The following is a 21,498-nucleotide window of genomic DNA, read 5'->3' on the forward strand; positions in this document are numbered from 1 at the left end:
TCATCGCAGGATGCCCGGGGACGCACCGTCACCGGTGCCCCACGGATCGTCGTCCTCAGTCAACCATGACGAGTGCCCTGCCGCGTCGCCGCCGTGACCGGCGCCGCCGTGACCGCCCATCATCCCGCCGCCCATCATTCCGGCGCCGGCCATCCCGCCACGCGCACCGGCCGCGCCGCCCGGGCCCGCCGCGGCCGCGGCCTTCAGCGCGCTGGCCGCGCTGGTCAGCGGCGGAACCTTGCCGTTGCCACCGCCGACCATGCCGGGCAGGCCGCCCATGGCCATGCCGCCGGCCGCGCCGATCCCACCGCCGCCGATCCCACCGGCCGAACCCAGGCCGGCGCCACCGCCACCGAAGCCGCCGCCACCGGCGCTCAGTCCACCCGCGCCACCGCCGACGCCACCGGCCCCGAGGCCGAGCGTGCCCGGCCCACCGGCGGTGACCGTGCCGGGCCCGCCCGCGCCGGCCAGACCGCTGCCGTACTCCGGGGTGCCCGAGCCGGGGGCGCCACCGAGCTCGGGGATACCCCCTGTGGTCGGCGGGGTGTAGGAGCCGCCGCCCGGCAGGCCGCCGCCGGGACCACCGGGGGGCGGCGTGTACGAGCCGCCACCGGGCGTGCCACCACCGATGCCGGTGCTGCCGATGGACGGCATCGGGCCGCCGCCGGGCATGCCACCGCCGGGCATACCGCCGCCGGGTGCGCCGCCACCGGGCAGGCCACCACCGGGTACGCCCGACGGGGGAACGCGCGGGTCGCCGCGGTAGCCGTCGCCGAAGTCGTTCTTGGGCTGCGGTACGGCCAGCTTGGGGCGCTCGGCCTCGACCGCGGCCGGCAACGGCGACATCGCCGCGTTGGCCGCCTTCTGGTTGTCGTTGTACCAGTTGTCGAGGTGCGACTTGGTGTCCCACCAGCCGCCACGCTTCTGGTCGCTGGCGTTGCCGTCGATCTTCATGGTGGCTTCGAGGTCGTCGGCCTTGTCGCGGAACGCGCCGTCGGCGTACAGGGACTGGTTGCCCTGGTAGTCGCTGCGCAGGGCGGCGAGGAAGCCGGACTGGCTCTCCCCGTCACGGGCGTCGTCCAGCTCGGTGCCGCCGGGCAGGCTCCACTCGTTCCAGCCGAAGTTGTCCATCAGCGGGATCGGGATGCTCGCCACCGTCTTGCGGATGTCACCCTCGATTCGCGACAGCGCACCACTGACGTTGCTGGCGTGCGTGATGAGGTCCTCGATGTCCTTGCCGATCTCGGACAGGTGCTCGCGGTAGGCGTCGCCGCCGCTGCCCTTCCAGCCGGCGAGCATCCCGGGCAGGCCGCCGGTGTGCGGGCGCTCCTGGCCGGCGGCGATCGGGCCGACGAACGACCGGCCGACGAGGGAGTCGCGCAGGTGGCCGAGACCGGTGGAGAGGTTGCTCCACCCCGAGCCGACCAGGCCGACGGTGTACGGATCCGCCGACAGCGTCACCTCGCGGACACAGCGTTCCCAGGTGGCTCCAGCCATGACCGTCTCCTCTCTCAGGCCGGGTACGGGTAGGTGGGCGGCTCGGCGCCGCCGGGCGGCGGAGCAGCGGACTCCAGCAGCCGTTCGATGTCCTTGCCGTTCGCGGCGTTGCGCTCCTCGGCGTCGCGGAACGCCTTGGCGATGTCCTCGGTGCCCTTCTTCAGGCCGGCCAGCTTGGCGGAGAGGCCCTTGAGGTGGGCCTCCATGTTGGCCGTGGAGCGTTCCAGCGCCTGCCACTGCAACCGGGCGTCGGCGAACGCGCCGAACGGTGTCCCGTTGGACATGATCTGCGGGCTGTTGCTGTCGCCCTTCATGTTCTCCTTGATGCGCTCCATCTCCCAGGAGATGGTGTCCTCGACGTACTGCTTGAGGCGCTCGATGTACTCGGCCGCCGCGTCCAGGTCCTCGACGCTGACGTGCAGATCGCCGGTGTCCGGCGGATTGATGCCCATGCTGCCTGTCCTCCCCGCTACCGGCCCGGCCGGTCCATTACGGACGCAGCGTATCGAGGAAGGACCAGTCGGGGCACCCCCACCCCGCGTATCGCGGCGGTCACCGGAGACGACGGAGCGCGGGAACCCGTTCTCGGGTTCCCGCGCTCCGGTGCGTGTGTGCGGCTCAGCCCTGGGCGGCGGCGGGCAGCTTCAGCCCGTTGACCGGGGTGAGCGGCAGCAGCTTGCGGCCGGTCGGACCGATCTGGATCTCGGTGTCCATGGACGGGCAGACGCCGCAGTCGAAGCAGGGCGTCCAGCGGCAGTCGTCCTGCTCGTACTCCGACAGCGAGTCCTGCCAGTCCTGCCAGAGCCAGTCCTTGTCCAGGCCGGAGTCGAGGTGGTCCCAGGGCAGGACCTCCAGTTCCTCGCGCTCGCGGGTGGTGTACCAGTCGAGGTCGACGCCGTACGCCGGCAGCACTTCGGCGGCGGCGTCCACCCACCGCTGGTACGAGAAGTGCTCGCTCCAGCCGTCGAACCGGCCGCCGTTCTCCCAGACCTTGCGGATCACGGCGCCGACCCGGCGGTCGCCCCGGGACAGCAGGCCCTCGATCAGCGACGGCTCGCCGTCGTGGTAGCGGAAGCCGATCGCCCGGCCCAGCGACCGGTCGCTGTTGATCGCCTGCTTGAGCAGCTTGAGCCGGCCGTCGATGACCTCCGGCCGCTCCATCGAGGCCCACTGGAACGGGGTGTGCGGCTTCGGCACGAACCCGCCGATGGAGACCGTGCAGCGGATGTCCTTGGACCCGGTGGCGGCGCGGCCGGCCCGGATCACCTCGTGCGCCATGTCGGCGATCTCCAGGACGTCCTCGTCGGTCTCGGTGGGCAGGCCGCACATGAAGTAGAGCTTCACCTGCCGCCAGCCGTTGGAGTACGCGGTGACCACGGTGCGGATGAGGTCTTCCTTCGACACCATCTTGTTGATCACCTTGCGGATCCGCTCCGACCCGCCCTCGGGGGCGAAGGTCAGACCGGTCCGGCGCCCGTTGCGGGACAGCTCCTGGGCCAGGTCGATGTTGAACGCGTCCACCCGGGTCGACGGCAGCGACAGCGAGACGTTGGTGCCGGCGTACTGCTCGGCCAGGCCGGAGCACATGTCGCCGATCTCGGAGTGGTCGGCCGACGACAGCGACAGCAGGCCCACCTCGTGGAAGCCGGAGAACTCCAGCCCTTCCTTGACCATCTGGCCGACGGTGGTGATCGACCGCTCCCGCACCGGGCGGGTGATCATGCCGGCCTGGCAGAACCGGCAGCCACGGGTGCAGCCCCGGAAGATCTCCACCGCGTACCGCTCGTGGACCGTCTCGGCGAGCGGGACCAGGGGCTTCTTCGGGTACGGCCAGGCGTCCAGGTCCATGGTCGTGCGCTTGTGCACGCGGAACGGCACGTCCGGGCGGTTCGGCACGACCCGCTGGATCCGGCCGTCCGGCAGGTAGTCGACGTCGTAGAAGCGCGGCACGTAGACGCTCTCGGTCCGGGCCAGCCGCAGCAGCAGCTCGTCCCGGCCGCCCGGGGAGCCCTCCGCCTTCCACTCCCGCACGATGGCGGTGATCTCCAGCACCGCCTCCTCGCCGTCGCCGAGCACCGCGGCGTCGACGAAGTCGGCGATCGGCTCCGGGTTGAACGCGGCGTGCCCGCCGGCCACGATCACCGGGTCGGCGTCGGTGCGGTCGGCGGCGAGCATCGGGATGCCGGCCAGGTCGATCGCGGTGAGCAGGTTGGTGTAGCCCAGTTCGGTGGAGAACGAGACGCCGAACACGTCGAAGTCACGCACCGGGCGGTGGGCGTCGACGGTGAACTGCGGCACGCCCTGGGCGCGCATCAGCTTCTCCAGGTCCGGCCAGACCGCGTACGTCCGCTCGGCCAGCACGTCGGGCAGCTCGTTGAGCACCTCGTACAGGATCTGCACGCCCTGGTTGGGCAGGCCCACCTCGTACGCGTCCGGGTACATCAGCGCCCACCGGACGGTCGCGGCGTCCCAGTCCTTCACCACCGCGCCCAGCTCTCCACCCACGTACTGGATGGGCTTGGTCACCTGCGGCAGCAGCGGCTCCAGCCGGGGCCAGACCGAGTTGGCGGCGGCGGGACGCGGGGTCGTGGACGGGGCACTCATGATGCCCAAGGGTACGCGGTGCCCCCGCCCTCTCCCGCGCCCGCGCCCGTCTCCACCGGGTTGATCAAGGAGTTTGTGTGCTGTCCCGCGCTCCCACCGGACACGAACTCCTTGATCACCGGAGTGAGGGTCGGGGAGCGGGCGGGATTCGTCCCGGGTGGCGGGGCGGTACTAACCTCGCAACGGGCGCGAGAGGAGATAGCCGCGATGCCGCAGCCGCAGCCGGGGGCGGACCGGCCGGCCGACGGGGCCGAGATGCCGTCCGTCACCGAGCCGGCGACCGCCGCCGACACCGAGGACGCCACCGGCGCCTCGGCTCCGGCGTCCCCGTCCACCACGCCGGAGGCCGCCGACGACCGGACCTCCGCCGACGTTTCGGCCGGGCAGCCGTCCGGCGCCGCCGAGAGCAGGCCGCACGACGGTACGCCCCGCCGCCCGCCGACCGCCGTCGCGCCGGATGAGCAGCCGCACCGCGCCGAGCCCGGTGACCAGCCGTCCGGCGCCGAGGCACCCGCCTCCCCGCCCGACGTCCCGGCCACGCCGAGCCAGGCGGCCTCGACCCCCGGCCCGCAGCCGGCACCCACCGAGCAGTCGGAGCAGGCCGAACCCGCGCGGCAGGACGAACCGGCGCTGCCGGACGACCGCCCCGAACCGGCCGAGCAGGCCGAACCGGCGCAGCGGGACCAACGAGCCGAACCGGCGGGCGAGCCGGCCGACACCGCCTCCGTCGACGACACGAGCCCGCACCCAGCGACGAGCACGACGACCGCCGAGGCCCCCACCGGCGATGCCGGAACGCCGGCCGACGCGCCCACCGACAGCGAGGCCCCGACCGCCGACGCCGGAACACCTGCCGGCATCGACGCCACCCCGCCCGTACCGGTGACCCGGGCGCGCGGATCCGCAGCGGTTCCCGGCCGCACCACGCCCGTCCCCACTCCGCGTACCGGGCGCCGGCCGGATCCGACCCGCATCGACGTCGCGCCGCAGCCAGCCCCGGCCGCGGCCACGCCGGATCCCACGAAGGTCGAGAACGCCCCGGCCTCCACCCGGGCCGGGAACATGCCGGATCCGACCCGCGTGGAGAACGCCCCGAACCAGACCCGGGTCGAGGCGCCCCGCTGGAGCGGTTCCGCAGCCGTCCCGCCACCGCCGGCACGCCGGCCCGCCTGGGGCGAGTCCGCCGAGCCCACCCCGGTGCCGCCGCTAGCGTCGCCGGAACACGCCACGCCTGTCGACCCGTGGGCGGGGGTGGACACCACCGGCTGGGAGCTGCACGCCCCGGAGCTGCCGCCACCGACGCCGACACTGCCGTACACCGCGCCCTGGGCCGTGCCGAACAACCCGCACCCGGCCCACCCGGGCCCGGCCGCTCACCCTGCCCCGCCACCGGCCCGTCCCGCGCCGCCCGCAGCCCGGCCGGTCTCGCCGCCGCCGCACAGCCCGCCGTACCCCGGACCGGCCCGGCCGGTCTCGCCGCCGCATCATCCCGCGCCGCCCGCCGCCCGGCCCCTGCCGCCCGCGGCACCCGTCGCGCCGCCGGCGAAGCCCGGGCGGCCGCCGAAGCAGCGCCGGGGCAAGGCCGGTCCGCCTGTCGCACCGCCGCCGGGCTGGCAGCAGCCGCCGAAGCGGACCCGCCGCCGGCGCCGCTGGCCCTGGGTGCTGCTGCTCTCCGTCGCCTGCTGCTGCGGGCTCCCGCTCTGGTGGTTCCAGCCGATCTCCAACCAGTACCCGGCCAGCGCCACCCTCCCGGACCAGATCGACTCGATGCGGCTACGCCAGGACGACAGCAGCCGGGCCGCCGCCGAGGAGCTGAAGTCCCGGGTACGCGAGTCGAACCTGCTGGCCGAGGACACGTTCGCCGGCATCTACAGCACGAGCGACGGCAAGCGGGTGACGTTGTTCGGCAGCACCGGCCTGCGGTTCAGCCCGGAGTCGGACGCCAAGTCGGAACTCGAGCGCCTCGCCGGGGACTACGCCCTGCAGGAGTCGGTGGTGGTGGACACCGGCGTACGGGGACGCCACGAGCGCTGCGCCGTCGGCCGCGCGGACGGCGACTCGGTGGTGGTCTGCGTGTCGGCCGACCACGGCAGCCTCACCACCGGCGTGTTCACCCGGTTGTCGGTGGACGACAGCGGGCGGCTGCTGAACGACCTGCGTCAGCGCGTGGTGGTGCCGAAGTCCTGACCGCTCAGGCGGTCGGCTCGCCGCCGGTCTGGTCGCCGGTGGCCGCCTGGTCGGCGCGCTTCGGGGCGTAGCGCGGGACGTACTCCTGCCCGCTGAGCTTCTGGATCTCGGCCATCATCTCGTCGGTCATGACGCGCAGCGAGGTGCGGTCGTCGGGACGGCCGGTGAAGTCCAGCGGCTTGCCGAACTTGATGGTGATCTTGGCGCGGCCCGGTCGCGGGATCCGCGTGCCGATCGGCTGGGCCTTGTCGGTGCCGGTCACGCCGACCGGGATGATCGGCACGCCGGCGGCGATGGCCAGCCGGACGGTGCCGGTACGCCCGCGGTAGAGCCGCCCGTCCGGCGAGCGGGTGCCCTCCGGGTAGACGGCGACGAGGTCGCCGGCCTTGAGCACCGGGATCGCCGCGTCGAACGCGGTCAGCGCGGCCCGGCCGCCGGCCCGCTCGACCGGGATCGCGCCCAGCCCGGTGAGCACAAACTTGGAGAAGCCGCCCTTGAGCCCGGTGCCCTTGAAGTACTCCGACTTGGCCCAGAACGCCAGGTGCCGGGGCACCACGGTGCCGAGGAGCAGTTCGTCGGCGACGGAGAGGTGATTGCTGGCGAAGATCGCGCCGCCGGTCGCCGGGATGTGCTCCAAACCCTCCACGTGCGGACGGAAGGCCAACCGGAGCGCGGGCGCCACGGTGAGCTTGCCGATGGTGTAGAGCAGGGGCACGGGTCCTCCGGCGGTCGTACGTGAAACAGGCGCTGTCACGGTAGCCGACGCGGCCGTCCGCCACCGAGCGGGTGGCCCGCAGTCCACTCGCTGGGGCCGGGCCCTCCTCCACCCGAAGGGGTGCAGGAGGGCCCGGTCCGCTCACACCTTGCGGACCGTCACGGTCACGCGCTCGCCCTCGCCCGCCTCGCCGGAGAAGCCGTCGAGGCCCTCGGCGAAGTCGATGCTGTCGGCGAGCACCTCCCGCGCCACGAACCCGGTGTACGCGGCGACCGCCGCCCGCACCTCCTCCGACGCCGAGACGGCCACCGTGATCCGGTCGGAGATGTCCAGATCGGCGTCGCGGCGGGCCTGCTGCACGACCCGGACCACGTCCCGGGCCAGCCCCTCGGCGGCGAGTTCCGGCGTGACCTCGGTGTCCAGCACGACCACTCCCTCACCGCCTGGTAGCGGCGCGGAGTGCTCGGCGTCGGCGGCGACCAGGCGCAGCTCGTACTCGCCCTCGGCCAGCGTCACCCCGGCGGCGACCGGGGCGCCGTCGCGCAGCTCCCACTCCCCCGCCTTGACCGCCTTGATGACCTGCTGGACGGCCTTGCCGACGCGCGGGCCGAGCGCCCGCGGCACCACGGTGAGCACCTGCTGGCAGTACGCGGACACCTCGTCGGTGAGCACGACCTCCTTCACGTTCACCTCGTCGGCGACCAGGTCGGCGAAGGGCCGCAGCTGGGCGGCGACGGGCGACGCCACGGTGAGCGTCGCCAGCGGCAGCCGTACCCGCAGGCCCTTGGCCTTGCGCAGCGACAGCGCCGCCGAGGCGACCGCCCGGACGTTGTCCATCGCGGAGACCAGCTCGTGGTCGGCCGGGAACTCCTCCGCGGACGGCCAGTCGGTCAGGTGCACCGACCGCTCGCCGGTCAGCCCGCGCCAGATCTCCTCGGCGGTCAGCGGCGCCAGCGGCGCCACCACCCGGCACAGCGTCTCCAGCACGGTCCACAGCGTGTCGAACGCGTCCGCGTCGCCGGCCCAGAACCGGTCCCGGGACCGGCGCACGTACCAGTTGGTCAGCGCGTCCAGGTAGGACCGCACGGTGGCGCAGGCGCCGGAGATGTCGTACGCGTCCATCTGCGCGCCGACGGTCGCGACCAGCTCGTTCGTCTTCGCCAGCACGTACCGGTCGAGCACGTTCGTGGAGTCGGTACGACGACGCGCGGTGTAGCCGTCGGCGTTGGCGTACAGCGAGAAGAAGTACCAGACGTTCCACAGCGGCAGCAGCACCTGGCGCACCGCGTCCCGGATGCCCGACTCGGTGACCGCCATGTCGCCGCCGCGCAGCACCGGCGAGGACATCAGCATCCACCGCATCGCGTCCGACCCGTAGGAGTCGAACACGTGGTAGACGTCCGGGTAGTTGCGCAGGCTCTTGGACATCTTGCGCCCGTCCGAGCCGAGCAGGATGCCGTGGCTCAGGCAGTTGCGGAACGCCGGCCTGTCGAACAGCGCGGTGGCCAGCACGTGCATGGTGTAGAACCAGCCGCGGGTCTGCCCGATGTACTCGACGATGAAGTCACCCGGGTAGTGGTGCTCGAACCACTCACGGTTCTCGAACGGGTAGTGCACCTGGGCGAACGGCATCGAGCCGGACTCGAACCAGCAGTCCAGCACCTCCGGCACCCGGCGCATCATCGACTTGCCCGTCGGGTCGTCCGGGTTGGGGCGGACCAGGTCGTCCACCACCGGCCGGTGCAGGTCGGTCAGGCGTACGCCGAAGTCCCGCTCGATCTGCTCCAGCGAGCCGTACACGTCGACCCGCGGGTAGTTCGGGTCGTCGGACTTCCACACCGGGATCGGCGAGCCCCAGAACCGGTTGCGGCTGATCGACCAGTCCCGGGCGTTCGCCAGCCACTTGCCGAACGAGCCGTCCTTGATGTGCCCAGGGGTCCAGTTGATCTGCTGGTTCAGCTCGACCATCCGGTCCTTGAACGTCGACACCGCGACGAACCACGACGACACCGCCTTGTAGACAAGCGGGGTGTCGCAGCGCCAGCAGTGCGGGTAGGAGTGGGTGTAGGTGTCCTGCCGCAGCACCACCCCCCGCTCCTTCAGCTCCCGGATCACCGGCTTGTTCACGTCGAAGACCTGCTCGCCCTGGTACGGCGGCACCAGCGCGGTGAACCGGGTGTGGTCGTCCACGGTCACGACGGTGGGGATGCCGGCGGCGTTGCAGGTGTTCTGGTCGTCCTCACCGAAGGCGGGCGCCAGGTGGACGATCCCGGTGCCGTCCTCGGTGGTCACGAAGTCCGCGCCGAGCACCTGGTAGGCGTTCGGGCCGGCCGGCTCGACGAGGAAGTCGTACAGCGGCGTGTAGCGGCGTCCGACCAGGTCGCGGCCGTACACGGTGCCGACCTGCTCGTACCCCTCCAGCTCCTTGGCGTACGCGCCGAGGCGCGCGGCGCCGACGACGTAGCGCTCGCCGTCGCGTTCCAGCACGGCGTACTCGATGTCGGGGCCGACGGCGAGCGCCAGGTTCGACGGCAGCGTCCACGGCGTGGTCGTCCAGACGCCCAGCTTGACCGGCCCGCGCAGCGGCTCCGGCGCGTTCTCGTCGGCGGTCAGCTCGAACCAGACGGTGAGCGTCGGGTCGTGCCGGTCCCGGTAGACGTCGTCCATCCGGGTCTCGGTGTTCGACAGCGGCGTCTCGCACCGCCAGCAGTACGCGAGCACCCGGAAGCCCTCGTAGACCAGGCCCTTGTCGTGCAGGGTCTTGAAGGCCCACATGACGCTTTCCATGTAGTCCAGGTCGAGCGTCTTGTAGTCGTTGGCGAAGTCGACCCAGCGGGCCTGCCGGGTGACGTACCGCTCCCAGTCGTGGGTGAACTCCAGCACGGAGGTGCGGCAGGCGTCGTTGAACCGGGCCACGCCGAGGTCGAGGATCTCCGCCTTGGTGGTGATACCGAGCTGCTTCTCGGCCACCACCTCGGCGGGCAGGCCGTGGCAGTCCCAGCCGAACCGGCGCTCGACGTGCCTGCCACGCATGGTCTGGTAGCGCGGCACCACGTCCTTGACGTAGCCGGTGAACAGGTGGCCGTAGTGCGGCAGGCCGTTGGCGAACGGCGGGCCGTCGTAGAAGACGTACTCGTTCTCGCCGTCGCGGCCGGCGTCGCGGGCCTCGACGGACGCCTCGAAGGTCTTGTCGGCCGTCCAGTGCTCCAGCACCCGGCGCTCGACCGCGGGCAGGTCCGGGCTCGCCGGGACACCGGCGCCGGTCGGGTCGTGCAACGGATAGGCCATCGCCTGTCGCTCTCCCTCAGCAGCTCACTCGTCTGTGGTCTGCGAGGACGAACCGAATCCGGTACGCCGTGACCGGCGTCCCGGGCGTGGCCCGCGGTACCACCCCGCTTGGCGGCCGAGGTGCGACCGCCCGCTCGTTGGCCGGCTGTGACGGGCCGTCCCGTCCGGTTCTACTGAGCCGGTGACCCGGCCGTTCTTCCGGAGGCTCACCGGTGATGGCCGGGTCGTCGCCTGTGCCCGTCAAGCGTACTCGACCCCCCACCCACCGCGCCGCCGAGTATCACCCGCCCCGCCCCGGGCGTCAGCGGCGCGACGGGGCCGGGAGGGTGGTGGTCCAGAGGGAGGCGCCGGCGCGGTCGCGCAGGTGGACCGTCAGCGCCGCCGACGGGCCGTCGATGGTCACCTCGCCGAAGTGCTGGAAACCCTCGGCCGGGGAGGTGTTGGCGCGCGGCGGCGCGTGCACGAACACCGCCTTCGGGCCGAACGTGCCGTCCAGCGCGTTCGGCCCGAACGCACCGGCGTGCGCCGGGCCGGAGACGAACTCCCAGAACGGGCTGAAGTCCCGCACGGCGGCGCGCGCCGGGTCGTAGTGGTGGGCGGCGGTGTAGTGCACGTCGGCGGTGAGGAACACCAGCCCGGTCACCCCGGCCCGGTGCGAGGTGCGCAGCACCTCGGCGAACTCCAGCTCCCGGCCGGCCGGCACGCCGTGGTCACCCTGCGCGACGCCCTCCTGCGCGGCGGAACCGTCCGGCACCACCACGCCGATCGGCAGGTCGTTGGCGATCACCTTCCAGGTGGCCCGGGACGCGCGCAGCTCCCGGATCAGCCACTCCCGCTGCGCCCGGCCGAGCAGCCCGCGATTGCGGTCGGCGTACGTGTTGCCGTCGTTCGGGTCCTTGTAGGTGCGCATGTCCAGCACGAACACGTCCAGCAGCGGCCCGTACGACAGCTTCCGGTACATCGGCCCGCCCGACGGCACCGGCAGCCACTCGTGGAACGCCTGCCGGGCCCGGGCGGCGAGCACGTCCACCCGCTTCTCGCCGTACCGCTCGTCGGTCAGGGTCTCCCCCGGGTACCAGTTGTTCACCACCTCGTGGTCATCCCACTGGTTGATCTGCGGCACCTCGGCGGCGAACGCCCGCAGGTGCTCGTCGAGCAGGTTGTACGCGAACTGCCCCCGGTACTCGGCGAGCGTCTCGGCCACCTTGCTCTTCTCCGGCGTCACCAGGTTGCGCCAGGTCCGGCCGTCCGGCAGCACCACGCTCTCGGCCAGCGGGCCGTCGGCGTACACCGTGTCGCCGCTGCACAGGAAGAAGTCCGGGCGGCGCTCCCGCATGGCCCGGAAGATCGCCAGGCCGTCGAAGTCGGGGCTGATCCCCCAGCCCTGCCCGACGATGTCGCCGGTCCACACGAACCGCACGTCACGCCGCTGGTGCCGCCCGGGGGCGGTGGCGAACGAACCGGTCAGCGGCTCGCTGCACAGGCCGTGCCGGTCCAGGCTCTCCACCCGTACCCGGTAGTGCAGCCGCTCCCCCGCGGGCAGGCCGCGCAGGCGGACCTTGCCGGTGAGGTCGCCGGTGAGGTCGACCACCGGGCCGCGCACCAGGCGGGCGCCGCGCAGGTCCGGCCGGCGGCTGACCTCGACCAGCATCCGGCCGGGCCGGTCCGCGCGGGTCCAGACCAGCGCCGAGTCGGCGGTCACGTCGCCGCTCTGCACGCCGTGGGTGAGCAGCGGCCGGCCGCTGCGCCGCAGGCCGGGTGCGGCGGGCGCGCCGGGCGCGCCGAGCAGCGCGCCGCCGGCGACTCCGGCACCGGCGACCAGGCCGGCGCGGAGCAGGGTACGTCGATCGAAGTGCGTCATGGGTTCTCCCGGTCTCGGCAGTGTCGCCAGCCCGGTCTACCGGCCGCAGGTGGCCGGGAACTCCGGTCGAGGTGACCGGCACGTCAACGACTGCTGTCCAGCGCCCCGGCATGACCACCGTCACACCGCCGGGCCGTCACACCGCACCCGCCGTGCCCCGTCCTGTGCGCGTACCCGAACCCTCAAGGAGGCGGCGATGAGCCGGATGGACATGGCGGCGGTGGCACCCGAGGCGTACCAGGCCGTGCTGGGCCTGGAGAAGTACGTCCGGGCGAACGTGGACCACACCGTGCTGGAGCTGGTGAAGCTGCGGGCGTCGATGCGCAACGGCTGCGCGTTCTGCGTCGACATGCACAGCCGCGAGGCGCTGGCGGCCGGCGAGGACAGCCGCCGGCTGTTCGCGGTCGCGGCGTGGCGCGAGGCGCCGTTCTTCGACGAGCGGGAGCGGGCCGCGCTGGACCTCACCGACGCGGTGACCCGGCTCGGCGAGCACGGCGTGCCGGACGACGTCTGGGACGCCGCGGCGAAGGTGTGGTCGGAGAAGGAGCTGGCGGACCTGGTGATGGCGATCGCCACCATCAACGTGTGGAACCGGGTCGCGGTGACCTGCCAGACGCAGCCGCCGGCGCAGGTCTGACCGCTGACACACGACGGCCCCGGTCCCGCCAGTCGCGGGCCGGGGCCGTCGGCGCGTCGGTCAGGCCAGCTCGGGGAACCAGAGCGCGATCTCGCGCTTGGCGCTGTCCGCCGAGTCGGAGGCATGCACCAGGTTCTCCCGGTTCGACAGCGACAGGTCACCGCGGACGGTGCCGGCGGCGGCCTTGCGGCCGTCGGTGCTGCCGATCATCGCGCGCACCACCTCGACCACCTGGTCGCCGGAGAGCACCAGCGCCACCAGCGGGCCGCTGGTCATGAACGTCTTCAGCGGCGGGTAGAACGGCTTGTCGACGTGCTCGGCGTAGTGCTGGTCGGCGAAGTCGCCGTCCATGGTCCGGCTCACCATCGCGTCGATCCGCAGGCCCTTGCGCTCGAAACGGGACAGGATCTCGCCCACCAGACCGCGGCGCACCGCGTCGGGCTTGATCAGTACGAGCGACCGCTCGTCCGGGCTGCTGCTGGACACGCTGGGTTCCTCCTGCGCACTCAAACGGGGTTCGGCTGGGTACGGTCAGCGTAGCGACCCGGTCCCGGCGCCGGCGCGGCGGCTGCGTCTTCCCTGGCCCGCCGCGGCGGCCTAGCCTGGCCCTGGAACCCCTGGGAGGTCCACTGTGGCGAATGGCGGGAACCGCACGATCGCGCCGGTACGCAAACTGATCGGCGCGGTGCTGGGCACCGTCGCCACCTTCGTGACCGTGTTCGGGCTCGGCATGACCAGCTGGGCCATCGTGGCCCTCGGCGTTGCGCTGCTGGTGCTGGCGATCGCCCTGGCCACGGTACGCGGCGGCGGCCGCACCTGGGTGATCGGCCTCGGGCACGTGCACAGCGCCTCCGAGCCGCCCACCCAGTACGCGTTCGGCCGGTGCGAGCTGCAACTGGTCATCGACGCGCCGGGGCTGCCGCCCCGCTCCAAGAAGATCATCGAACCTCGGGTACCGGTCGCCAAGTGGCCCTCGCTGGGCCAGGCGCTGCCGGTCCGGGTGGCGCTGGACGACCAGCGGCACGTACGCGTGCTCTGGGACGAGGTGCCCACGCACGCCGAGAGCGCCGCCGCGGTCGCCGACCTGCCGCCCGAGTACGCCACCGAGCCGGACCCGCTCGACGAGCCGCTGATCGCGCAGGAGGCGCCGCCGTGGGCCGGGCGCGCGCCGGAGGACGACTTCCGCGACGACTACCCGCCCGCGCCGGACCCGTACCTGGACGACGTCCCGCCCCGGGCCGAGGAACGCGAGCCGGTGGTGCTGCACCAGAGCCCCGGCGGCCCGGTGGTGCTGGAGGGCCAGCTCGTCGAACGGGCCGAGCGCACGGCCGGCCCTGACCCGCTCCCCCGCCGCGCCCCGGCGCCCCGCTCGCCGGCCGAGGAGCCGGTCGACACGGTGCCGGTCGAGACTGTGCTCGTCGACTCCCCGCCGGCTGACTCGGTGCCGGCCGACACCGGACGGGCCGACGCCGGGCCGGCCGGATCCGGGCCGGCCGACGGCGGGCCCGATCCGATCGACGTGGCGCTGGACGACCCCGCGGACGCGCCTCCGCGCTCCGACGCGCCGCCGACGCCCGAGGAACTGGACGAGGCGATCTTCGGTCCGTCCGGCGCGGCCGAACCGGACGAGCTGGCCAGCCCGATCAGCGGCGTCGGCATCACGCTGCTCGTCACCGACCTGGACCGGTCCCTCGACTTCTACCGCGAACTCGGCTTCGAGGAGCTGGACCGGGGCGAGGGCAACGCCGTGCTCGCCTCCGGGCCGACCCGGCTGGTGCTGCGCCGGGTGACCGGCGCCGCCCCGATCAGCCGCCGCCTGGTGCACGTCAACCTGGAGGTGGACGACATCCAGGGCGCGTACGAACGGCTGCGCGACTCCGGCGTCCGGTTCACGTACGCCCCGCGCGTGGTCAACCGGGGCACCAAGCTGGAGGTGTGGGCGGCTGCCTTCCGCGACCCCGACGGCCACGGCGTCGCGCTGACGCAGTGGCGCACCCTCGCCCAGGTGTAAGGAAGGGGCCCCTCTCAACACGCGCAACCGCGCGCCGGCGCTCAGCCGAGGATGACCCGCCGCACGTGCAGCGCGTACGCCCACACCAGCGCGAACATCACCCCGAGCGCGAACAGCGACCAGTGCAGCAGCCCGGAGAGCAGCAGCAGGCCCTGGATCACGGTGCCGGCGTGCCACGCCCACGGGCGGCGCATCATCCCGGCGAGCACCACACAGGCGACCGCCAGCGCCACGATCGCGCCGATCGCCGCGCCGCTCAGGTCACCGCCGACCACCCGGATCGGCTGGATGGCCAGCAGCAGCACCAGCGCCTCCAGCGACATGGTGCCGGCGCCGAGTCCGCGTACCGCCTTGTCCGGGTTCCGCAGCCCGGACCGCCGCCCGCCGCCCACCGACTCCGAGCCGCCTGCCTGCTCCGGACCGGACGGCTGCTCCGGGCCCGTCGGCTGCTCAGTGCCGGCCGCCTGCTCCGGATCGGTCGGGCGCTGCTGCGGGCCGGTCATCGCTTGAGCAGCCGGCGGGCGTCGGCCACTGTCACCACCGATCCGGTGATCAGCACGCCCACCCCGGACAGTTCGCCCGGCACGTCCGCCTCGGCCTCCGCCACCGCCGCCTCGATGGCGTCGGGCATCTCCCGGGTCACCTGCACGCGCTCCGGCCCGAAGATCTCCCGCGCCAGCGCGGCCAGCTCGTCCACCGGCATCGCCCGGGCCGAGCTGTTCTCCGCCACCACGATCGAGTCGAGCACCGGTTCGAGCAGTTCCAGCAGGCTCGCCGCGTCCTTGTCGCCGAGCACCGCCAGCACGCCGACGAGCTTGCTGAACGCGAACTCCTCCTGCACGGCGGCGACCGTCGCGGCCATGCCGTGCGGGTTGTGCGCGCCGTCGAGCAGCACCGTCGGGGCGCTACGTACCCGCTCCAGCCGGCCCGGCGAACTGGTCGCGGCGAATCCCTCACGGACCGCCTCGATGTCGAGCTGCCGCCGGGCGCCGGCACCGAGGAACGCCTCCACCGCGGCCAGCGCGACCGCCGCGTTCTGCGCCTGGTGCGCGCCGTGCAGCGGGATGAAGATCTCCTCGTACACCCCGCCCAGGCCCTGGATGGTCAGCACCTGGCCGCCGACCGCGACCGCGCGGCGCAGCACGCCGAACTCGGCGCCCTCGCGCGCGACGGTGGCGTTGACCTCGGCGCAGCGTGCCAGGATCGGGCGGGCCGCCTCCTCCTCCTGCGCCGCCGCGATCACTGTGGCGCCGGGGTGGATGATGCCGGCCTTGTGCAGCGCGATGTCCTCGATGGTGTCGCCGAGCCACTCGGTGTGGTCCAGCCCGATCGGGGTGATCACGGCGACGCCGGCCTGGATGACGTTCGTCGCGTCCTCCGCGCCGCCGAGCCCGACCTCCACCACCGCCACGTCGACCGGGGCGTCGGCGAACGTGGCGAACGCCAGCGCCGTGGTCATGTCGAAGTAGGTCAGCGGCTCGGCGAACCGCTGGTCGACCAGCTCGGCCAGCGGCGCGATCTCACGGTACGTGGACACGAACCGCTCCTCGCTCACCGCCTCGCCGTCCAGGCTGATCCGCTCCCGGACGGTCTCCAGGTGCGGGCTGGTGTAGCGGCCGGTGTGCAGCCCGAACGCCCGCAGCAGCGAGTCGATCATCCGGGCCGTCGAGGTCTTGCCGTTGGTGCCGGTCAGGTGGATCGACGGGTACGCCCGCTGCGGGCTGCCCAGCAGGTCGAGCAGGGTCTCGATCTTCTCCAGCTCGAAGTGCATCCGGGTGAAGCCGCGCGCGTTGAGCGCGGCCTCCACCTCGGCGAACTCGGTGCGGTCGGTGCGGTCACTCATGCGGAGCCAGCTTTCGTTCGCGACTGCGGGGCTCGCAACCCCGGCTCACTCCTCGCGCTCACGAGGAGCCATCTTTCGTTCGCGACTGCGGGGCTCGCAACCCCGGCTCACTCCTCGCGCTCATGCGGAGCCATCTTTCGTTCGCGACTGCGGGGCTCGCAACCCCGGCTCACTCCTCGCGCTCACGAGGGCAGCGCCTCCAGGGCGGCGTCGATCCGGACCAGGTCCGCCTCGGCCACCGCCAGCCGTTCGCGGATCTTCGCCACCACCGGCTCGGGCGCCTTGCCGACGAACGCCGGATTGTCCAGCTTCGCCCGCGCCTGGGTGGCCTCCTTCTCGGCCGCCGCCCGGTCCTTGGTGAGCCGGGCGCGCTCGGCGGCCACGTCGATCGAACCGCGGGTGTCGAGCGCGACGCTCACCGCGCCGGGCATGGCCAGCGTGGCGCCGGCCTGGAAGTCGTCGCCTGGTGCGTCGAGCCGGGCCAGCGAGCGCACCAGCGGCTCGTGCGCCGCGATGCCCGCGCCGGCCAGGCCGTCGAGCCGCGCGGCGACCCGCTGGGTCGGCCGCAGCCCTTGGTCCGACCGGAACCGCCGGACCTCGGTCACCACCCGCTGGAGGGTGCCGACTTCGCCCTCCGCGGCGTCGTCGACGAGGGTACGGTCGGCGACCGGCCAGGACGCCGTCAGGACGGTCTCGCCGCCGCTCAGCGCGGCCCACAGCTCGTCGGTGACGAACGGGATGACCGGGTGCAGCAGCCGCAGGAGCTGGTCCAGCACGTGGCCCAGCACCCGGCGGGTGGCGTCGGCGGCGGGGCCGCCCTCGGCCAGCACCGGCTTGCTCAGCTCCACGTACCAGTCGCAGACGTCGTCCCACGCGAAGTGGTAGAGCAGGTCGCAGACCTTCGCGAACTCATACGCCTCGAACTGCTCGTCGACCTCGGCGGTGACGTGCGCCAGCCGGGACAGGATCCACCTGTCGACGGTGGAGAGGTCAGCGGCGGCCGGCAGCGGACCGTCGGTGTGCGCGCCGTTGAGCAGCGCGAACCGGGTGGCGTTCCAGAGCTTGTTGCAGAAGTTGCGGGAGCCCTGGCACCACTCCTCGCTGACCGGCACGTCCTGGCCGGGGTTGGCGCCCCGGGCCAGCGTGAAGCGGGTGGCGTCGGCGCCGAACCGGTCGATCCAGTCCAGCGGGTCGACCACGTTGCCGAACGACTTCGACATCTTCTTGCCGTGCTCGTCGCGGACCATGCCGTGCAGCGCCACCACGTCGAACGGCTGCACGCCGTCCATCGCGTACAGGCCGAACATCATCATCCGGGCGACCCAGAAGAACAGGATGTCGTAGCCGGTGACCAGCACGCTGGTCGGGTAGAACTTCGCCAGGTCGGGGGTGCGCTCGGGCCAGCCGAGCGTGGAGAACGGCCACAGCCCGCTGGAGAACCAGGTGTCCAGGACGTCCTCGTCCTGCCGCCAGCCCTCGCCGGACGGCGGCTCCTCGTCCGGGCCGACGCAGACGATCTCGCCGTCCGGGCCGTACCAGACGGGGATGCGGTGGCCCCACCACAGCTGGCGGGAGATGCACCAGTCGTGCATGTTGTCGACCCAGGCGAAGTAGCGCTTGGCCAGCTCGGCCGGCTCGATCTTCACCCGGCCGTCACGCACCGCGTCACCGGCGGCCTTCGCGAGCGGGGCGGTGTTGACGAACCACTGCAACGACAGCCGGGGCTCGACAGTCGTCTTGCACCGCGAGCAGTGCCCCACCGCGTGCAGGTACGGCCGCTTCTCGGCCACGATCCGGCCCTGCTCGCGCAGCGCCGCGACGATCGCCGGGCGGGCCTCGTAGCGGTCCAGGCCCTGGAACGGGCCGGGCGCGGTGATGACGCCGCGCTCGTCCATGATCGTCAGCGAGGGCAGGTCGTGCCGCTGGCCGATCTCGAAGTCGTTCGGGTCGTGCGCCGGGGTCACCTTGACCATGCCGGTGCCGAAGCTGGGGTCGACGTGCTCGTCGGCGACGATCGGGATCCGCCGGTCGGTGAGCGGCAGCTCCACCTCGGTGCCGATCAGGTGCCGGTAACGCTCGTCGTCCGGGTGCACCGCCACCGCGGTGTCGCCGAGCATGGTCTCCGCGCGGGTGGTCGCCACCACGACCTCGTCGCCGTAGCGGATCGAGACCAGCTCGCCCTCGTCGTCGGTGTGCTCCACCTCGATGTCGGACAGCGCGGTGAGGCAGCGCGGGCACCAGTTGATGATCCGGTTGGCCCGGTAGATGAGCCCGTCGTCGAAGAGCTTCTTGAACATGGTCTGCACGGCCCGGGACAGGCCCTCGTCCATGGTGAAGCGCTCGCGGTCCCAGTCGACCGCGTCGCCGAGCCGGCGCATCTGGCCGAGGATCGCGCCGCCGGACTCGGCCTTCCACTGCCAGACCCGCTCGACGAACTTCTCCCGCCCGAGGTCGTGCCGGGACAGCCCCTCACCGGCGAGCTGCCGCTCGACCAGGTTCTGGGTGGCGATGCCGGCGTGGTCCATGCCCGGCAGCCAGAGCGCCTCGTACCCCTGCATCTTCTTGCGCCGGGTGAGCGCGTCCATGAGCGTGTGCTCGAACGCGTGACCCATGTGCAGCGAGCCGGTGACGTTCGGCGGCGGGATGACGATGGTGAACGGCGGCTTCTCGCTGTCCGCCGACGCCCGGAAGTGCCCGCCGGCTACCCACTGCTCGTACCGTCGCTGCTCTACCTCGCCGGGCTGGTACTGGCCGGCGAGGGTCGGGGCGTCGGGGCGTCGGGCATCCAGTCTCTCGGTCACCCTGAAAGTCTACGGAGCGCTTTCGGGGACCCGACGTGCACCACCTGTGATTCGCGTACGGTGGCGGTCATGTCCGACGCGCATCTCACCGAGCACCCGGTCGACGGGGGTTCCGATCCGGTCGAGCTGACCGATGAGCCGATCGAGCTGAGCCGCCGCGATCCCGCGCAGGAGCCCGAACGCCGTCCCGTGTCCCGGCGCCGGAAGATCGTCCTCGCCGCCCTGCTGGCGGCCGGCCTGGCCGGCGCCGGCGCGCTCGGACTGGGCGGCTGGCGGGTGATCCAGCAGAAGGACACCACGCTCGGTCAGCCGGCCGAGGTGGCCGGGCTGGTACGCGACGACAGCGAGCGGGCCCGCAGCACCGCCGACTACCTGCGCGACGGACTGGCCGCCGACATCGAGCTGGACCGCGGCTACGGCGCCGTCTACTCCGACGGCGGGGACGCCAAGCGTTCGGTGCTGCTGTTCGGCGGCACCACGCTGCTCTGGCAGCCCGAGCGTGACCTGGACACCCTGTTCGGCCTGATGGCCGATGAGACCGGCCGGGTGGCAGGGCTGCGCGAGGTGGACGCGGGCCGCCTGGGCGGCGTGATGAAGTGCGGTACGACGAGCGGCGACGGCGGCGACTTCGCGGTGTGCGGGTGGGCCGACCACGGCAGCGTCGTGATGGGCATGTTCCCGGGCCGCCGGGTCGACGACGCCGCGGCCCTGTTCCGGGACATCCGCGAGTCCGTCCAGAGCCGCTGACCGCAGCCGGCCTTCGGGCCGGCTTTCCGGTGAACGCAATTCAGGGCCACCCGGTGCGGGGTGGCCCTGAATTGGAAGATTGTCCGGCGGTGTCCTACTCTCCCACACCCTCCCGAGTGCAGTACCATCGGCGCTGGAGGGCTTAGCTTCCGGGTTCGGAATGTGACCGGGCGTTTCCCCTCCGCCATGACCGCCGTAACTCTATGAACATGTCAACCAACCCTGATGGGTGGTGGTTTGTTCAGAGTTGCACAGTGGACGCGTAGCAGCTTGGTAGTCAAGTCCTCGGCCTATTAGTACCGGTCAACTGAACCCGTTACCGGGCTTACATTTCCGGCCTATCAACCCAGTCGTCTAGCTGGGGGCCTTACCCCACAATGTGGGTGGGATACCTCATCTTGAAGCGAGCTTCCCGCTTAGATGCTTTCAGCGGTTATCCCTTCCGAACGTAGCTAACCAGCCGTGCCCCTGGCGGGACAACTGGCACACCAGAGGTTCGTCCGTCCCGGTCCTCTCGTACTAGGGACAGCCCTTCTCAAGTATCCTACGCGCACGGCGGATAGGGACCGAACTGTCTCACGACGTTCTAAACCCAGCTCGCGTACCGCTTTAATGGGCGAACAGCCCAACCCTTGGGACCTGCTACAGCCCCAGGATGCGACGAGCCGACATCGAGGTGCCAAACCATCCCGTCGATATGGACTCTTGGGGAAGATCAGCCTGTTATCCCCGGGGTACCTTTTATCCGTTGAGCGACACCGCTTCCACATGCCAGTGCCGGATCACTAGTCCCGACTTTCGTCCCTGCTCGACCTGTCAGTCTCACAGTCAAGCTCCCTTGTGCACTTGCACTCAACACCTGATTGCCAACCAGGCTGAGGGAACCTTTGGGCGCCTCCGTTACCCTTTAGGAGGCAACCGCCCCAGTTAAACTACCCACCAGACACTGTCCCTGAACCGGATAACGGTCCGAAGTTAGATACCCAAATCAACCAGAGTGGTATTTCAAGATTGCCTCCACCCATACTGGCGTATGGACTTCACCGGCTCCCACCTATCCTACACAAGCTAATTCAGATACCAATGTCAAGCTATAGTAAAGGTCCCGGGGTCTTTCCGTCCTGCCGCGCGTAACGAGCATCTTTACTCGTAATGCAATTTCGCCGGGCCTGTGGTTGAGACAGTGGGGAAGTCGTTACGCCATTCGTGCAGGTCGGAACTTACCCGACAAGGAATTTCGCTACCTTAGGATGGTTATAGTTACCACCGCCGTTTACTGGCGCTTAAGTTCTCCGCTTCGCTCGTGA

The 21,498-nt window shown here is 71.9% G+C and carries 14 protein-coding genes and 2 rRNA genes (1 of these 16 cut by a window edge); 4 read left to right on the forward strand and 12 right to left on the reverse strand.

Features of this window, described 5'->3' with window-relative positions; all coding sequences use genetic code 11:
* From CLT75_RS17600 to CLT75_RS17610, 3 genes are all read right to left on the reverse strand, one after another.
* The gene (locus CLT75_RS17600) at window positions 1-1,497 is read right to left on the reverse strand and encodes a hypothetical protein (protein ID WP_135241613.1); all 1,497 of its coding nucleotides are present in this window, start codon (window positions 1,495-1,497) and stop codon (window positions 1-3) included.
* A 14-nt stretch (window positions 1,498-1,511) separates the two neighbouring features.
* Entirely contained in the window at window positions 1,512-1,949 is a 438-nt protein-coding gene (locus tag CLT75_RS17605; RefSeq protein ID WP_135241614.1) for a hypothetical protein, read from the reverse strand.
* A 166-nt stretch (window positions 1,950-2,115) separates the two neighbouring features.
* Window positions 2,116-4,101: a TIGR03960 family B12-binding radical SAM protein gene (locus tag CLT75_RS17610; protein ID WP_135241615.1), complete on the reverse strand. Its 1,986-nt coding sequence runs from the start codon at window positions 4,099-4,101 to the stop codon at window positions 2,116-2,118.
* A gap of 207 nt (window positions 4,102-4,308) precedes the next feature.
* Here CLT75_RS17610 and CLT75_RS33345 point away from each other — a divergent pair, with 207 nt between their 5' ends.
* Window positions 4,309-6,288, forward strand: a complete 1,980-nt coding sequence (locus tag CLT75_RS33345; protein ID WP_486485209.1) for a hypothetical protein — start codon at window positions 4,309-4,311, stop codon at window positions 6,286-6,288.
* Between the two features lie 4 nt (window positions 6,289-6,292).
* On the opposite strand, the gene CLT75_RS17620 is transcribed toward CLT75_RS33345, so the two are convergent.
* The 3 genes from CLT75_RS17620 to CLT75_RS17630 form a co-directional block, all read right to left on the reverse strand.
* Entirely contained in the window at window positions 6,293-7,003 is a 711-nt protein-coding gene (locus CLT75_RS17620; protein ID WP_135241616.1) for a lysophospholipid acyltransferase family protein, read from the reverse strand.
* Window positions 7,004-7,144: 141 nt separating this feature from the next.
* Entirely contained in the window at window positions 7,145-10,291 is a 3,147-nt protein-coding gene (ileS, locus tag CLT75_RS17625) for an isoleucine--tRNA ligase (RefSeq protein ID WP_135241617.1), read from the reverse strand.
* A gap of 301 nt (window positions 10,292-10,592) precedes the next feature.
* A complete protein-coding gene (locus CLT75_RS17630; protein ID WP_135241618.1) occupies window positions 10,593-12,152 on the reverse strand; it encodes an alkaline phosphatase D family protein in 1,560 nt (519 codons plus the stop codon).
* Between the two features lie 196 nt (window positions 12,153-12,348).
* Here CLT75_RS17630 and CLT75_RS17635 point away from each other — a divergent pair, with 196 nt between their 5' ends.
* Entirely contained in the window at window positions 12,349-12,789 is a 441-nt protein-coding gene (locus CLT75_RS17635; protein WP_135241619.1) for a carboxymuconolactone decarboxylase family protein, read from the forward strand.
* Between the two features lie 60 nt (window positions 12,790-12,849).
* Here CLT75_RS17635 and ndk read toward each other — a convergent pair whose 3' ends face one another.
* Window positions 12,850-13,275 (reverse strand): nucleoside-diphosphate kinase, encoded by a 426-nt coding sequence (gene ndk, locus CLT75_RS17640; protein WP_135241620.1) that lies wholly within the window; start codon window positions 13,273-13,275, stop codon window positions 12,850-12,852.
* 145 nt (window positions 13,276-13,420) lie between these two features.
* Here ndk and CLT75_RS17645 point away from each other — a divergent pair, with 145 nt between their 5' ends.
* The gene (locus CLT75_RS17645; RefSeq protein WP_135241621.1) at window positions 13,421-14,800 is read left to right on the forward strand and encodes a VOC family protein; all 1,380 of its coding nucleotides are present in this window, start codon (window positions 13,421-13,423) and stop codon (window positions 14,798-14,800) included.
* 41 nt (window positions 14,801-14,841) lie between these two features.
* Here the strand turns inward: CLT75_RS17645 and CLT75_RS17650 are convergent, their stop codons facing one another.
* The 3 genes from CLT75_RS17650 to CLT75_RS17660 all read right to left on the reverse strand — a co-directional run bounded on the left by CLT75_RS17650 (window position 14,842) and on the right by CLT75_RS17660 (window position 19,444).
* Window positions 14,842-15,303, reverse strand: a complete 462-nt coding sequence (locus CLT75_RS17650) for a DUF4233 domain-containing protein (RefSeq protein ID WP_135241622.1) — start codon at window positions 15,301-15,303, stop codon at window positions 14,842-14,844.
* Window positions 15,300-16,643: a bifunctional folylpolyglutamate synthase/dihydrofolate synthase gene (locus CLT75_RS17655; protein WP_135241623.1), complete on the reverse strand. Its 1,344-nt coding sequence runs from the start codon at window positions 16,641-16,643 to the stop codon at window positions 15,300-15,302. Before CLT75_RS17655 ends, CLT75_RS17650 begins: the two co-directional genes overlap by 4 nt.
* A 182-nt stretch (window positions 16,644-16,825) precedes the next feature.
* Window positions 16,826-19,444, reverse strand: a complete 2,619-nt coding sequence (locus CLT75_RS17660) for a valine--tRNA ligase (protein WP_135241624.1) — start codon at window positions 19,442-19,444, stop codon at window positions 16,826-16,828.
* 69 nt (window positions 19,445-19,513) lie between these two features.
* On the opposite strand from CLT75_RS17660, the gene CLT75_RS17665 reads away from it, so the two are divergent.
* A complete protein-coding gene (locus tag CLT75_RS17665) occupies window positions 19,514-20,191 on the forward strand; it encodes a hypothetical protein (RefSeq protein ID WP_135241625.1) in 678 nt (225 codons plus the stop codon).
* Window positions 20,192-20,272: 81 nt separating this feature from the next.
* On the opposite strand, the gene rrf is transcribed toward CLT75_RS17665, so the two are convergent.
* Window positions 20,273-20,389: ribosomal RNA gene (rrf, locus tag CLT75_RS17670) — 5S ribosomal RNA — on the reverse strand.
* A 75-nt stretch (window positions 20,390-20,464) separates the two neighbouring features.
* Window positions 20,465-21,498 (reverse strand): 23S ribosomal RNA (locus CLT75_RS17675) (it continues 2,075 nt past the right edge of the window).

Source organism: Micromonospora sp. CNZ285, assembly GCF_004637285.1.